We start from the raw sequence: 13,840 nt of genomic DNA, 5'->3' as shown, positions 1-13,840 counted from the left end.
CGCCAAGCAGCAGCATCCTTAATTCTGCTGTGCTTTTAAACTTGCTTACAATTCGGTTATTTGATTTTTGAGCAATTATTAAATAACTGAACGATAAGCTTGGTTGCTAGAGAGCATTCCATGATTACATTCAGTGTGTAGCAAGGGGTGAATGCCTGAATGACTGACACGAATACCTCAAAGTTTTATGGGGAAAAGATTTTGTCGATATGCTATCCGAGTATTTTTGGGACTTATATCAGCGATTTAAACCCTAATGCTGTCATCTTGTCATCAGTCAATTGCCATGTAGGCATCTGGATTTGATCGAGATGTGTCAGGCATTTGAGCAATTAGGAATTAGCCAAACTATCGTAGCGGCAGTTAAATCATGACTGACGTAGCTATATACAAATCAGCGATACCAACCATAGAGCTACTGCTAAGGCAATTTTAAGAAAAGAAAAAAGCATGAGTACAACACGCAAAATTCGTTTAGGTGCATTCATTCAAGCTACCGGACACCATGTCTCTGCTTGGCGACATCCCGATACACAAGCAGATGCTGGACTGAATTTTGAGCATTATAAAGAAATTACCCAAACTGCTGAACGCGGCTTATTCGATGCAGTTTTCTTGGCAGATAGTCCAGGAGTCTGGGGCGGCGCTCCAGAAACTCAGCATCGCAATGGTAAAATTGCCCATTTTGAGCCTGTCACCCTCTTCTCGGCTTTATCCTCTGTAACCCAAAACATCGGCTTCATTTCCACCGCTTCGACCACTTATGAAGAACCCTACACCCTGGCACGTAAGTTTGCTTCCCTAGACTACTTGAGTAAAGGCCGGGCCGGGTGGAACGTAGTTACAACAGGCAATGAGAATGCTGCACTTAATTTCGGACTTGAGCATCACCCAGAACACAGCCAGCGTTATGAACGCGCTGAAGAGTTTGTGGAAGTGGTGAAAGGTCTATGGGATAGTTGGGAAGATGATGCTTTCATCCGTGACAAAGAATCTGGGATCTATTTCGACCCAGATAAAGTGCATACACTGAACCACAAGGGCAAATATTTCTCTGTAAAAGGCCCTTTAAACGTTGGTCGTCCGCCCCAAGGTTATCCGGTGATTGTTCAGGCTGGAGCCTCCGAATCAGGACGCGACTTGGCTGCACAGACTGCCGAAGTGATTTTCACCGCCAATCAAACCCTAGCTGATGCCCAAGAATTTTATGCTGATGTCAAAGGTAGGCTAGCACAATATGGGCGATCGCCAGACGATCTAAAAATTATGCCTGGTGCTTTCCCAATCATTGGCCGTACTGAATCAGAAGCTCAAGAGAAGTACGAATTCTTGCAATCGTTAATCCATCCCGATGTCGCTTGGGGGATTTTAAATAACTATTACAAGGGTGTGGATTTGTCGAAATATTCTTTAGATGATGTGGCTCCCGAACTACCCAGCGACACCAACACTAACAAAAGTCGTCTCAAACTAGTCAAAGATTTAGCGACTCGTGGCAGTCTTACGCTGCGTCAGTTGTATCTCTCTCTTGCTACTGCACGAGGTCATCGCACCATACTTGGTACTCCCGAAACCATTGCTGACCAACTAGAAGAATGGTTCAACAACGGTGCAGCAGATGGCTTTAATATCATGCCGCCAATCCTTCCCACAGGATTAGATGAATTCGTTAACCTAGTCGTTCCCGTCCTTCAAAAACGCGGACTGTTCCGTACTGAATACGAAGGCAGTACTTTGCGCGAAAACCTGGGATTGCGTCGTCCGATGAATCGTTTTGTCGCTAAACAACTAGATGAAAGATTGGTGTTGGCGTAAATGACTTTTCATATCTGCACTGTGTTTATAGTGCTGTAGGATAAATGAATTTTTCACGGATGCTTAAGCCATACCTTTTAAAGCGTACCTTCTGTAGATCGCCGCCTTACAGAAAATCGTAGGGAGACGCGATTGTGGAGAGACGCGATAAATCGCCGTCTCTACAAGAAATGTATTTGTCAATAGCAGCATTGGATGCTGAAAAACTCTGTAATTTTTGTGCCGTAGGTAAGGAAAAAAACATGACTGAATATAGCCGATTGAAGACCTCACGTTCTGCTGCAATCAGAGCAACCCTTGATTATCCAGTAATCGACACCGATGTTCATACCAATGATTTCACGCCAGCTTTTGAGGATTACATCGCTAAGTACGGCGGTGTGAAACTTGTAGATGAGTTACGTAAGACAGAAGCTTCCCGTCTCAACTCCAAGAGCAACGGTAAAGACTGGTATCAACAAACTCCTGAAGAACGTCAATATAACCGCACAATCCGATCGCCTTGGTGGGCTAGAGTTACTAAAAACACATTGGATCTCGCTACTTACACCCTTCCCGGATTGCTCTATGAGCGTCAGGCGGAACAAGGATCGGATTATTCGGTGCTGTTTCCCAACAATGTTTTAGCACCAGCTGGAGCGAGTGCAGAGAATCGTCAAGCACTGCAACGCGCGGTCAATCACTATCATGCTGATATCTACCGGAAATATAGCGATCGCCTGACACCGGTAGCTGGTATTCCCTTAACTACTCCCCAAGAAGGCATTGAGGAGCTAGAGTTTGCAGTAAAAACACTTGGTTTAAAAGTGATTAATATTACTGGCGGGGTGAAACGGCCGATTAAAGCGATCGCTGATAAATATCCAGCTGATAAATTCCCCGAAATCGCCAAGTATGCTTCTTATATCGACTTCTACGGACTAGATAGTGAATACGACTACGATCCCTTCTGGGCCAAAGTCGTGGAACTGGGCGTACCCGTCACCACCCATTACGGCAGTCAAGGCTGGACTGGACGCTCTTCCATCAGTAACTATATGAACAACCATATCGGTCACTTCGCCGATGGTTCGGAAGCATTTGCGAAAGCGCTGTTCTTCGGCGGTGTTACCAAACGTTTTCCACAGTTGCGCGTAGCGATGCTGGAAGGTGGTGCAGATTGGGGTGCGCGTGTCTACATCCATTTAGTAGATCGGTTCTCCAAGCGCAATATCAAGGCACTGGAAAACTACAATCCAGCGTTGACGAATTCTGATGAGTTGTTTGAAATATTTGAGCGCTACGGTGCAGAAGTTACTCAAGGGTATTCCCTCGATAAGGATGAATTGACCAAGACTGTACTGGGAGCTTCATTCAGCCGTCATAGCCGTGCGCCGATTGGTAGCGAATTGGACGATTTTGCAGCCGCAGGTATTGAAACAATTGAAGACATCCGCGATCGCTGGGTGAATAGTTTCTTCTTTGGTTCCGAGTCTGACGATCGCACGATCGCTACGGCATTCAATGACAAAGCCAATCCCTTGGGAGTCAAAATCAACGCCATCTATTCCTCAGATGTTGGTCACTGGGATGTGCCAGACTTAACTTCCCCCTTAGCTGAAAGCTGGGATCTCGTGCAAGAAGGCGTTATTTCCGAAGCCGACTTCAAATCCTATGTATTCGCTAATCCCTACAAGTTTTACACCCAAGCTAACCCCGATTTCTTCAAGGGTACAGCGATCGAATCCAAGGTAGGTAACACCGAATTTAAACAAGTGGACAAGAGTTTAGTGGTGGCGTAAAAGGCGAGGTGAATAAGCAAGGGAGGCAGGGAGCAGAAGGGGAAAGAGGTAAATTAATTACTCATTCTCCCCCTTGCACCCTGCCCCTCTGCCTCTTGTACCCAATCCCCAAATTATTATTAGGAGTCAATAATGCCTGTCGAACAACGCTCTCACGACACCAACAATGGTTCCTTGCCTTATCTTTTCTCGCCTGTTTCTGACAATGCCAACAAACCTGCACCCTTAATACTTTTTCTGCACGGAGGACGCGATCGCGGGACGGATTTGAATGTGCTACTGAAATGGGGTCTACCTCGTTTCGTGGATTTATCTGACTCGTTACCTTATGTCTTTGCTGCACCCCAAATTCCGGCTGAACAGACTTGGGCAGATCGAGCAGATGATGTGCTTACTTTGCTTCATGAACTGATTGTTTCTCAGCCTGTCGATCCAGCGCGAGTGATATTGGCTGGGTTCAGCTTAGGCTCGGCGGGTATCTGGCATATCGCTGCTTTACATCCTGATCGCTTCGCAGGTTTAGTACCTGTTTCTGGACGTGTACCAAAAACATTAGCAGAAAGCGAACTAGCTGCACTCAAAGACATTCCCGTTCAGATATTCCAAGGTGGACAGGACAAAAATCTGCCGATTGAGGATACAGAGAATTTTGTTGAGCGCTTACGCAAAGTCGGGGGGAAAGTTGATTTGACAGTGCTACCGGAAGGCGATCATTTTATTGCAGATGAAGTATACGGCGATCCGAAGTTACAACAATGGCTAATTTCCCAGAACCGTCGTGAAATTTCTGTAGTCGCTTGAAGTAAAATGTTCAAAAACTAACTTGCAATATTCTGTGAGGTAGGCAGCGTCCTGCCTGCCTAACATAACAATATATTAATATCTTCTAGAATCATGAACATAATGCTTCTTCTCAAGTCAAAACCGAACTTTTTCGGCAAAATTCAGTTGACTTATGTCAGATTCTCGCAAAGAAATCAGAATTTGTTTTATCGGTGAATCCTTTGTCAATGGCACAGGCGATCCAGAGTTTTTGGGTTGGACAGGTAGAGTGTGCCGCAATGCTGAGTTAAGAGGATACGCTATCACCCATTACAACTTGGGCGTGCGGGCAGAGACAAGTCGGTATCTCAAACAACGTTGGTACTCAGAAGTCTCCTATCGTCTCCCCAGAGAATCCGATGGTCGAGTAGTGTTTTCTTTTGGGGCAAACGATTCAGGATGGGCGGGTAAACAGCAAGGAATCGAACTTTCAGAGTCGATCGCAAATGCTCGCAGTATTTTAAGCCAAGCAAAGCAACTCTATCCGATCTTGATGGTTAGTCCGCCACCCTGTGGTGATGTTGATCAAGAAAAAAGAAATCAAATTCTTGCAAATCTCTCAGAGGAATTCGCGTTGGTTTGTAACGAACTAGATGTTCCGTATCTTGATGCGTTTTCCAGTTTGGTGAAGTCACCAATCTGGCTAGCAGAAGCAAAAGCTAATGATGGCGCTCACCCAAAAGCAGATGGTTATGCAGAATTTGCTGCGATCGTCCAAAACTGGGAAGGTTGGTTAAATTGGTTCACGCCTTAAAAATACCGACTATCCTATTGGCTAATTATGGCTTAGTCGATGTGTCAGGGTTTTAGTTTTGCGTTAGCGTACCCCTGCGGGGAAGCAAGCTACGCGTAGCGTCTCGTAGAGAAGCGGGGCGGAACACAGGTCGCATTCTATTTAAAAATTTCCACACTTTCTCAATCAACAACATTTTTATGACCTTATCAACTACTAATCTCGGTAAAACTGGATTGACCGTTTCGCGTCTTTGTCTCGGCACTATGACCTTTGGTTTGCAGACCGACGAAGAAACTTCCAGGCAGATCCTCGACACCGCCGCCGATGGTGGTATCAACTTTTTAGATACAGCCGACGTTTATCCCCTCGGTGGCGGGCTTGCTACTGCTGGACGCACTGAAGAAATCGTTGGGCGCTGGCTCAAAGGCAAACGCGAACATTTTATCTTAGCTACCAAGTGCGTTGGTCGAGTTGGTCCTGCACCTTGGGATCAAGGGGCTTCCCGGAAACATATTTTGGATGCGATCGATGCTTCTCTGCGGCGGCTGGGAACCGATTATATCGATCTGTACCAGTTGCACTCCGACGATGCTTCAACTCCCCTTGATGAAACTTTGGAAGCGCTCGATGCAGTGGTTCGTGCTGGCAAAGTGCGCTACATCGGGGTTTCCAACTTCTTAGCCTACCGACTCGCCCGTGCTTTGGGTCGTGCCGAGACGCGCAATTTAACCAAGTTCATCTCAATTCAGCCCCGCTACAACCTATTATTCCGCGAAATTGAGCGAGAACTATTGCCCCTGGCGAAAGAAGAAGGATTGGGTGTAATTTCCTACAATCCTTTGGCAGGTGGTCTACTTACAGGTAAACACAATTTTACTCAAGGCCCCACATCAGGTACGCGTTTTACGCTAGGTGCTGCTGCAGAACGTTATCAAGAACGCTACTGGCGCAATCGCGAGTTCAATACTGTCGAAGATTTACGCACAGTAGCGGATCTAGCTGGATTTTCTCTCACCACTCTAGCAGTGGCTTGGGTTTTGTCTAATCCCATTATCACTGCCCCCATCATTGGCGCTAGCCGTCCAGAACAACTTGCTGACAACCTCAAGGCGCTAGAACTAAAACTTGACGACAATTTGAAACAAAAGTTAGACGACCTAACCGCCGAATACCGGAGGGGAGATTCTCTTCGTTAGTTTCTATTGATAAAAAATGATTTTCATGATTATGAATTACGTTAGCGCAGCACTAGCGATGTAGGAGCATCATTACGAATTGGTATTAGAGGTTTGCAAACCGGAACTTTCATGACAAAAAAGACCAGACAATCCAAATCCTTTCAACGTGCTCCTGATGCACCAGATTTGCCATCAACTCCATTCAGGTTCATTTGCTATTTTGTTAACCAGTTTCGCTGGTGGTATGTGTTAATGGTGATCCTGGAGGTAATACACGCAACCTGTGGCATCATGCTGCCTTATGCTATTGGTGAGATCATTCGGGGCGTGACGCGATCGACGGGCGACAGTAAGCCCATTTTTGATGCCATGAAGCAACCCTTGATGTTGTTCATCGGCTTGAGTGTGGGTGAAGTGGTATTTGGGCGCTCGGCTGGACTCTTGCAGACAATCCTCCATCCAATCCACCGACAACATATTGTGCGATCGCTATATGCCTATTTACAACACCATTCACATCGCTACCTGAGCAGCAGTTTTTCCGGGGCATTGGCACATCGGATTAGCGAAACTTCTCTGGGTGTTACCCAGACGATGCAAATGATGATTACTGAATTTATGCCAGTAATTGTTGTGTATTCCGTCGCCACGACGATACTGTATCGCGCCTATCCTCCACTAGCTGCACTCGTGGGAATATGGGCAGTTCTCTTCATCAGTATTTCGTTCTGGCTGGCAACTCGCTGCCGATTTTACTCCCGGAAAGCCGCAGCCGCCAGAAGTGAGACAACTGGCATCATTGTAGATACAGTCACAAATCTCACTAGTAGCCGACTATTTGCTCGCTTTGGTTTTGAACGACGCTATTTGAATGAGCAATTAAGGCACGAACTCAAACATGTGAGAGAGTCCAACTGGTACTCGGAGCGCATTCGCTGGTTTCAGTTCATCTCAGCAGCTATTCTAAAAATTAGCACCCTGTATTACTCCCTCTCTCTCTGGAGTCAAGGAAAGATCGCTACTGCTGACTTTGTTGTAGCAACTAGCTTATCACTGTTGATTATTAGTGAAGCCCGGAATTTAAGCCGCCGCTTTCTGGAATTTTTTGAACATGTGGGGAATGTCGCCAATGGTGTTTTCACCATCGTTCAACCGCACGAGTTGGTTGATCGCGAGAAAGCGATCGCCCACTCAATCACTCAAGGTAAGATTGAGTTTCGGCGGGTGAATTTCAACTACACAGATGAAAAGAAAGTTTTCAACAACCTTTCTGTCACCATTCAAGCGGGACAGCGTGTCGGACTGGTGGGCTTATCTGGCTCTGGAAAATCCACCTTTGTCAATCTGATTCTGCGTTTGTTCGACCCACAATCTGGACAGATTATCATTGATGGGGTCGATATTCGAGATATGACTCAGGATGCGCTACACGCTCAGATCAGCTTAATTCCCCAAGATCCGTCTCTGTTTCATCGCACTTTGCTAGAAAATATTCGTTATGGACGCTTGGATGCAACCGATGAGGAAGTGATCGAGGCTTCACGAAAGGCTCATGCTCACGATTTCATTGTCCAAAGTAAAGATGGTTACAATTCTCTGGTGGGCGAACGTGGTGTCAAGTTATCTGGAGGACAGAGACAGCGCATTGTAATTGCGCGGGTAATCCTTAAAGATGCGCCGATTCTAATCTTAGATGAAGCCACCTCTAGCCTCGATTCAATCACCGAAAAAGCGATCCAGGATACCCTCGACTTAGCAATGAATGGGAAAACGGTCATCGTAGTAGCTCATCGACTTTCTACCATCGTCCATCTAGATAGGATTCTGGTGTTCGACAAAGGTCGGATTATCGAAGATGGTTCCCACGCCAAACTGCTGGCACTCGGCGGCGCTTACTACAGATTATGGAAAATGCAAGCAGGTGGATTTCTACCGGAAAATCTCGACGAGGTTCGTACTGGCACAGATAACATCGAAGAGGAAATGATCGCTTGACATTTGCCGCTACTTGAGGTTTATTTGCAAATTCAATTCAAGAATTGTCCGGCAAAGAGTCCAGAAAACTAAAGTAATGTAATTGAAGTAGGGTGTGTTATCGCATAGCGTAACGCACCCTACGTATATTTAAAAAATTAAATATGAGTTCTATATCATAAGTGCTGCATCGATCGCGACTATTGTTATTCTCTACATCCTCAAAATCAGCTTGAATGTCTATTGTAAGTCTACCGATGCAGGTGACAGGGGAACTTTTCCACCAGGGAAATAAAATACAGATGCGATCGCTTCCTTAAGAGGAGCAACGCGAAAAAGTGAGATTATCGTGAAATGAGCAGGGAAGCAAAGAGAAATTTTGAGTAAATTTTACGACTGGTATAGGCGTTAATACACTTATTTATTTCCTCTCCCCATCTCAAAACCCCAAAACGCGATCGCATTTATAATTGAATTACTGTCTTAGTTATAGCCTCAGTTGAGAGTAAGAAAGACAAATTATAAACATATATTTGCAATAAAAGAGGTCTAAAAATGAAAAGTGAACAGGAACGCGAACAATTAATTAAAGAGATTAACATCCTGTTAAATCAAGCTTATGATAGCACTTTAGATGAGATTTACGCACTACTTCAAACAATCGAAGAAGAAGAAGAGGAAGAAGATTTAAAAGCCTACGACAAAGCTAAAAAAGAAGCTAGTGTTGAGAATTCGTTGTCATGGGAAGAAGCTAAAAAAGAATTAAAAACAGGAATCAAAAAGGAAGTTGCGTGAGTTATAAAGTTGAAATATTGAGAGGTGCATTGAAGCAACTAAAAAAAATACCGTCAGAACTTCAAGAACGTATACAAATTAAAATTGATGATTTAGCTACAGAACCACGTCCGAATGGGGTCAAAAAGTTAAAAGGGAAAGAAAATGCTTACAGAATTAGAATAGGTGACTATCGCGTTATTTATGATATTTTCGACGATCTTCTAGTGGTGAACAAAACCAACTCAGTTTCCAACTTATCTCATTAAAGCTTGAAAACCTGCTTGTACAAAATGCCGATCAAAAGTTAAAGCTTGAGAGACTTCAGCTTGCTTCATAACTACAAACGAAATACAATCAACTAAACCCCATGCTTTATCTTGATGGGTTTTGTAAAGTGTGAATGCTTGTGCGAATAATTCTGGAGTGAGTCGCACAATTTCCACTTCATCTGAGCCAAAAAAATGCTCGATAATTTCAACAGCCTCATTTTTGTAGTTACGAGCTAGTGCATTACCAATTTCTAAAAGTACTGCATCAGTTGTGATTAAGAGTTGAGTTTCTAAGCTATCGGCTAATTCGGAGGCTCGCTGGTGATATTGGTCACGCTGATTAATTAGTGCTACCACAAATAACGTATCAACAAAGATTTTATTTCTCACCCTCATCCCCAGCTAGATAAGAATCAAGATTGCTAGCGAAATCCTCTGGGGCATTTATCTTGATTTGCTTCAATTTTGACATGAAACTCGGTTTTTTAAGATGTTGTTTAGATTGGGCAAAATCTTGGATTAAAAGATATAGTTCATCTAGATATTCTTCGTTAAGACTATCAATTTCAGCGTGAATTTTGTCTTTTGCGGTCATTTCTACTTTTCTTGTAAATACCATACTCATTGTAACTTTTTAGGATAACTGGAGAGCGATCGCACCTCCACAAACCAATCAAGCAAACGCGATCGCCCTTCCCCACAAAACCCAAACGCGTAGACACAATGCGGCTTGTCGTTAGACATCGCACATCGCCCAGATCCCTCTACTCCGGTAAACCCTCTAAATTCTCTCGCGTCACCGTAGCCATATATTCATCCTGATACTCAACATATATCTCCAACGCTGTCTGCAAATTAGCCCTAGCTTCCGCGTAATTCTCCTGCGCTTGTGCAAACAATCCTAATTGTCCGTAAGTGCTAGCACTCGAATAGCGATCGCTAAATTCGATTTTGATTTCCAGGGCTTGTTGATAATAATCTCGTGCCTGGTCATATTCTTGCAACTCTTGGGCAACGATTCCCAAATTTTGGTAAGTTTTAGCACTCGAATAGCGATCGCCAAATTCGATTTTGATTCCCAGGGCTTGTTGATAATAATCCCGTGCCTGGTCATATTCTTGCAACTCTTGGGCAACGATTCCCAAGTTGTGGTAAGTCCCAGCACTCGAATAGCGATCGCCAAATTCGATATAAATTTCCAGGGCTTGTTGATAATAATCCCGTGCCTGGTCGTATTCCCGCAACTCTTGGGCAACGATTCCCAAATTTTGGTAAGTTTTAGCACTCGAATAGCGATCGCCAAATTCGATTTTGATTCCCAGGGCTTGTTGATAATAATCCCGTGCCTGGTCATATTCTTGCAACTCTTGGGCAACGATTCCCAAGTTGTGGTAAGTCCCAGCACTCGAATAGCGATCGCCAAATTCGATATAAATTTCCAGGGCTTGTTGATAATAATCCCGTGCCTGGTCGTATTCCCGCAACTCTTGGGCAACGATTCCCAAATTTTGGTAAGTTTTAGCACTCGAATAGCGATCGCCAAATTCGATTTTGATTCCCAGGGCTTGTTGATAATAATCCCGTGCCTGGTCATATTCTTGCAACTCTTGGGCAACGATTCCCAAGTTGTGGTAAGTCCCAGCACTCGAATAGCGATCGCCAAATTCGATATAAATTTCCAGGGCTTGTTGATAATAATCCCGTGCCTGGTCGTATTCCCGCAACTCTTGGGCAACCCTCCCCAAGTTGTGGTAAGTCCCAGCACTCGAATAGCGATCGCCAAATTCGATAAATATTTCCAGAGCTTGTTGATAATAATCCCGTGCCTGGTTGTATTCCCGCAACTCTTGGGCAACGATTCCCAAGTTGTGGTAAGTCCTACCACTCGAATAGCGATTGCCAAATTCGATTTTGATTTCCAGGGCTTGTTGATAATAATCCTGTGCCTGGTGGAACTGTCGCATATCCAAAGAGACATTACCTAAATAAAACAAGGAATTGGCGACAGCAGGATGATTTTTCTGTTTTTTGGCAATATTTAAAGCTTGTTGATGATAGCTGTTTGCACTTTCAAACTGTCGTTGCTGCTGATAGCTTTTACCTAACTGATTGATAACTTCGATTTCTAAGGAATAATCAGGAAATTGCTTGGCAATTTTCCCAGCTTTTTCTAAATATTCTCTAGCTTTGATTGGTTTGTGCTGGCTTAAATACGCTTTGCCCAATTCATTTAAAATATTACAGCAATTGCGGAGATGTTTTGGGCTGGGTATTTCTCCAGTTGGGTGATATTCCATCAACAAGCGATGTAATAAATCGATGCGTTCTTGTTGTTCTGGTGTTGGTAAGCGATCTATATTTATGTCTGTATTCAGAGTATTGGCAATTGCTCTATCTCTAGTCAATTCTGTGGTTTTAAAGCGAAATAAACCTGATTTCCAAGCCCAAAAATCAGGTGCAAATTTTGCTAACCGCGAAATTGCATAATCTGGCAAGATAAATAAAAGCGGATGAGGTACAGTTTTTCGATAAGAATCGCGGACGAAGTTTAAATCCTGTAAAACTGGTGGATAATCTCCAAAAACACCAATCGATTTTTCTAAATTACGAATTAATAAAACAAGTTTTTTATTTGTTTCTTTAGTAATTTTGGCTAATTGCTCCACCAATTCATCCCGCAGAAATCGTAAATTCCCATCAGGAAAATCTAAAACCACAAATTGGATTTCTTGACATTGAGGGTTCTGTTGCAATCCAGCAATTAATAGGTCTATATCGGGTGTAAAGTTAATTTCAATAAAACCTAATGTAAATTTTTCTGCAAAATCGACAAATGTCAGTAATTCAGCAAATTCATCTTTATTATAGGCAATAAATTTACCTATTTCGGCTTGAAGTTCACTGTTTTTGTGCTGATTGGAGAGCTTCTTGGAAGAACTCATTTCGCTTCACCACTGGATTTGGATAATTCCATCGTTTATCGCCGTTATATTCCAACACGGAAGTATTAAATAACATTAATTGTCCAATTTCATCTTTACTGACATTTTTAGTTAAGCAAACCTGAGCCAAATGAGGGTAATGTTCTTCAGGAATAAACCGCTCAAAACTAAATTGTTGCTGTTTAACTGCATACTCTATATCTTCGGAGATAATTTTTGTGTGTTTTTTGGTACTCGCTGTTTGACATGCAGAGCGCATCATTTGCATTAACTGACGCACATGGCCACCACTAGCTTTTGCTAGTTCTAATAATTGATTACGGCTCTCGAAAATTGCATCAATATCAACCCGCTTTTCAATTACACTTGCCATCGCATCTAAGCCCGTCTGATCGTAATTTAAATCGCATTTATGCCGTTCAAATTCATAGATATTAATCATCGGCACAATATGAGGATTACCATCAAATTGATTTAAGGGATTTTTCGGCGAGCAAAGAATTGAAATTGGTACTGTATAAATGATTGTACAATTTAATTCTTGCATCTGCGCCGCATAATCAAAGAACAAATGTTCTGCTACGACAGGAGGAACCCGATCTAAATTATCGAAAATAATTAATAAACCTTTACACTGAGGAAATTTTTGCCGCAATTTTGCGTAAGCGTCGCTTAATAACAGATTAGTATCAGATTTGAGGCGAGATAAATCTTTTTCTAGAGTTTGCCGAATAGTTGTCTTTTGCTTGTCCGAGCCTTTAATTTGTGCCAGCAATTTGACCATTAGTTTGGCGATAAATGGCGCAGTAGGGCTGAGAGTGGCTTCTGCCTCGACGTTGACTGATTTTTCGACACTTTGCTCGTTTTCTTGAGTAATGTCTTTAAACCATGATTCAAAACTTTTTAATAAATCTTGATTAAAAGTCAAACCTAATTTTCGTAATTCAAATTCAACTTGTTTAATTACAATCAAATATAAATCTGTATATCGAGTATCATTAATATCTGTCTCTTCATTCGCTTCCAAATAAATAACCCGATAATTATTTTCCCAAAGGCTTTGAATTTTTTTTAACTCCGTACTTTTTCCACAACCGCGATGTCCGGTAAATAAAATTGTTGTAAAGTCACCTGCTTCTTGAAAATCCAAAATTGTACTGACATTATCAATAGCCGAAGTTTTCCGCACCAGCGACAGATCGACATAATACCGTTCCATTTCTGCTGGTTCAAGCGGCTCAACATTACAAGCCAAAAAAGCCGCTTTAAGAGTATTTGCACGCTGAAAACTTGAGTCAGGCATTCTTTTGAGCAGATAACAATTACCAACTTTTAAATTTTAAGCGATCGCCCATCAAATTTAGCAAATACAGCTATAGAACTCATAAAACTCCGCGCGCAAGGAAAGGAAATTAGTTATGATTCTTACACTCATTGCACCCCAAACAGCCAAAGCTATGCGTTGTCTCCCCTTTCCTTGGTATCAGCACTGGTAACTCGCTTAACCCTGAAAACTAGTTGCCAAAATTGAAGCGTTTGCAACAAT

General features: G+C 43.0%; 13 protein-coding genes. 8 read left to right on the top strand and 5 right to left on the bottom strand.

What is annotated here, in order from left to right:
- The first annotated feature begins 450 nt into the window (after window positions 1-450).
- The 8 genes from HWQ42_RS33460 to HWQ42_RS33425 all read left to right on the top strand — a co-directional run bounded on the left by HWQ42_RS33460 (window position 451) and on the right by HWQ42_RS33425 (window position 9,349).
- A complete protein-coding gene (locus HWQ42_RS33460) occupies window positions 451-1,815 on the top strand; it encodes an LLM class flavin-dependent oxidoreductase (RefSeq protein WP_292819924.1) in 1,365 nt (454 codons plus the stop codon).
- A gap of 242 nt (window positions 1,816-2,057) precedes the next feature.
- A complete protein-coding gene (locus HWQ42_RS33455; protein WP_292820281.1) occupies window positions 2,058-3,596 on the top strand; it encodes an amidohydrolase family protein in 1,539 nt (512 codons plus the stop codon).
- A 132-nt stretch (window positions 3,597-3,728) separates the two neighbouring features.
- Window positions 3,729-4,397 (top strand): dienelactone hydrolase family protein, encoded by a 669-nt coding sequence (locus tag HWQ42_RS33450; RefSeq protein ID WP_292819921.1) that lies wholly within the window; start codon window positions 3,729-3,731, stop codon window positions 4,395-4,397.
- A 154-nt stretch (window positions 4,398-4,551) separates the two neighbouring features.
- Window positions 4,552-5,172 carry a GDSL-type esterase/lipase family protein gene (locus HWQ42_RS33445; RefSeq protein WP_292819918.1) on the top strand — a complete coding sequence of 207 codons (621 nt, stop codon included), beginning with the start codon at window positions 4,552-4,554 and terminating at the stop codon, window positions 5,170-5,172.
- A 179-nt stretch (window positions 5,173-5,351) separates the two neighbouring features.
- Window positions 5,352-6,350, top strand: coding sequence for an aldo/keto reductase (locus tag HWQ42_RS33440; RefSeq protein ID WP_292819915.1), 999 nt, complete (start codon window positions 5,352-5,354; stop codon window positions 6,348-6,350).
- Between the two features lie 111 nt (window positions 6,351-6,461).
- Window positions 6,462-8,327: an ABC transporter ATP-binding protein gene (locus HWQ42_RS33435; protein ID WP_292819913.1), complete on the top strand. Its 1,866-nt coding sequence runs from the start codon at window positions 6,462-6,464 to the stop codon at window positions 8,325-8,327.
- A 534-nt stretch (window positions 8,328-8,861) separates the two neighbouring features.
- A complete protein-coding gene (locus tag HWQ42_RS33430; protein ID WP_292819910.1) occupies window positions 8,862-9,101 on the top strand; it encodes a hypothetical protein in 240 nt (79 codons plus the stop codon).
- Window positions 9,098-9,349, top strand: a complete 252-nt coding sequence (locus HWQ42_RS33425) for a type II toxin-antitoxin system RelE/ParE family toxin (protein WP_292819907.1) — start codon at window positions 9,098-9,100, stop codon at window positions 9,347-9,349. The genes HWQ42_RS33430 and HWQ42_RS33425 overlap by 4 nt, the downstream gene beginning before the upstream one ends.
- On the opposite strand, the gene HWQ42_RS33420 is transcribed toward HWQ42_RS33425, so the two are convergent.
- From HWQ42_RS33420 to HWQ42_RS33400, 5 genes are read right to left on the bottom strand one after another with little or no spacing between them, the layout of a single operon-like run.
- Complete coding sequence (locus tag HWQ42_RS33420; RefSeq protein ID WP_292819904.1) at window positions 9,338-9,748, bottom strand: PIN domain-containing protein; 411 nt, start codon at window positions 9,746-9,748, stop codon at window positions 9,338-9,340. The two genes, HWQ42_RS33425 and HWQ42_RS33420, sit on opposite strands and share 12 nt — an antisense overlap.
- Complete coding sequence (locus HWQ42_RS33415; RefSeq protein WP_292819901.1) at window positions 9,732-9,947, bottom strand: hypothetical protein; 216 nt, start codon at window positions 9,945-9,947, stop codon at window positions 9,732-9,734. Before HWQ42_RS33415 ends, HWQ42_RS33420 begins: the two co-directional genes overlap by 17 nt.
- Before the next feature lie 26 nt (window positions 9,948-9,973).
- Window positions 9,974-10,096 carry a hypothetical protein gene (locus HWQ42_RS33410; protein ID WP_292819898.1) on the bottom strand — a complete coding sequence of 41 codons (123 nt, stop codon included), beginning with the start codon at window positions 10,094-10,096 and terminating at the stop codon, window positions 9,974-9,976.
- 20 nt (window positions 10,097-10,116) lie between these two features.
- The gene (locus HWQ42_RS33405) at window positions 10,117-12,294 is read right to left on the bottom strand and encodes a tetratricopeptide repeat protein (protein WP_292819895.1); all 2,178 of its coding nucleotides are present in this window, start codon (window positions 12,292-12,294) and stop codon (window positions 10,117-10,119) included.
- Window positions 12,251-13,597: a P-loop NTPase fold protein gene (locus HWQ42_RS33400; protein ID WP_292819892.1), complete on the bottom strand. Its 1,347-nt coding sequence runs from the start codon at window positions 13,595-13,597 to the stop codon at window positions 12,251-12,253. Before HWQ42_RS33400 ends, HWQ42_RS33405 begins: the two co-directional genes overlap by 44 nt.
- Window positions 13,598-13,840: the final 243 nt, after the last annotated feature.

The organism is Nostoc sp. JL23, from assembly GCF_017115065.1.
Classification (GTDB): Bacteria; Cyanobacteriota; Cyanobacteriia; order Cyanobacteriales; family Nostocaceae; genus Nostoc; species Nostoc punctiforme_A.
Note: the sequence above shows the minus strand (reverse complement) of the source record. Positions and strands in the feature narration are given on the sequence as shown.

What these genes read in the sequence shown, in the direction of transcription:
- HWQ42_RS33460 (WP_292819924.1), top strand. Translation starts at nt 451, where the DNA reads ATGAGTACAACACGCAAAATTCGTTTAGGTGCATTCATTCAAGCTACC.
- HWQ42_RS33455 (WP_292820281.1), top strand. Translation starts at nt 2,058, where the DNA reads ATGACTGAATATAGCCGATTGAAGACCTCACGTTCTGCTGCAATCAGA.
- HWQ42_RS33450 (WP_292819921.1), top strand. Translation starts at nt 3,729, where the DNA reads ATGCCTGTCGAACAACGCTCTCACGACACCAACAATGGTTCCTTGCCT.
- HWQ42_RS33445 (WP_292819918.1), top strand. Translation starts at nt 4,552, where the DNA reads ATGTCAGATTCTCGCAAAGAAATCAGAATTTGTTTTATCGGTGAATCC.
- HWQ42_RS33440 (WP_292819915.1), top strand. Translation starts at nt 5,352, where the DNA reads ATGACCTTATCAACTACTAATCTCGGTAAAACTGGATTGACCGTTTCG.
- HWQ42_RS33435 (WP_292819913.1), top strand. Translation starts at nt 6,462, where the DNA reads ATGACAAAAAAGACCAGACAATCCAAATCCTTTCAACGTGCTCCTGAT.
- HWQ42_RS33430 (WP_292819910.1), top strand. Translation starts at nt 8,862, where the DNA reads ATGAAAAGTGAACAGGAACGCGAACAATTAATTAAAGAGATTAACATC.
- HWQ42_RS33420 (WP_292819904.1), bottom strand. Translation starts at nt 9,748, where the DNA reads ATGAGGGTGAGAAATAAAATCTTTGTTGATACGTTATTTGTGGTAGCA.
- HWQ42_RS33415 (WP_292819901.1), bottom strand. Translation starts at nt 9,947, where the DNA reads ATGACCGCAAAAGACAAAATTCACGCTGAAATTGATAGTCTTAACGAA.
- HWQ42_RS33410 (WP_292819898.1), bottom strand. Translation starts at nt 10,096, where the DNA reads ATGTCTAACGACAAGCCGCATTGTGTCTACGCGTTTGGGTTTTGTGGG.
- HWQ42_RS33405 (WP_292819895.1), bottom strand. Translation starts at nt 12,294, where the DNA reads ATGAGTTCTTCCAAGAAGCTCTCCAATCAGCACAAAAACAGTGAACTT.
- HWQ42_RS33400 (WP_292819892.1), bottom strand. Translation starts at nt 13,597, where the DNA reads ATGCCTGACTCAAGTTTTCAGCGTGCAAATACTCTTAAAGCGGCTTTT.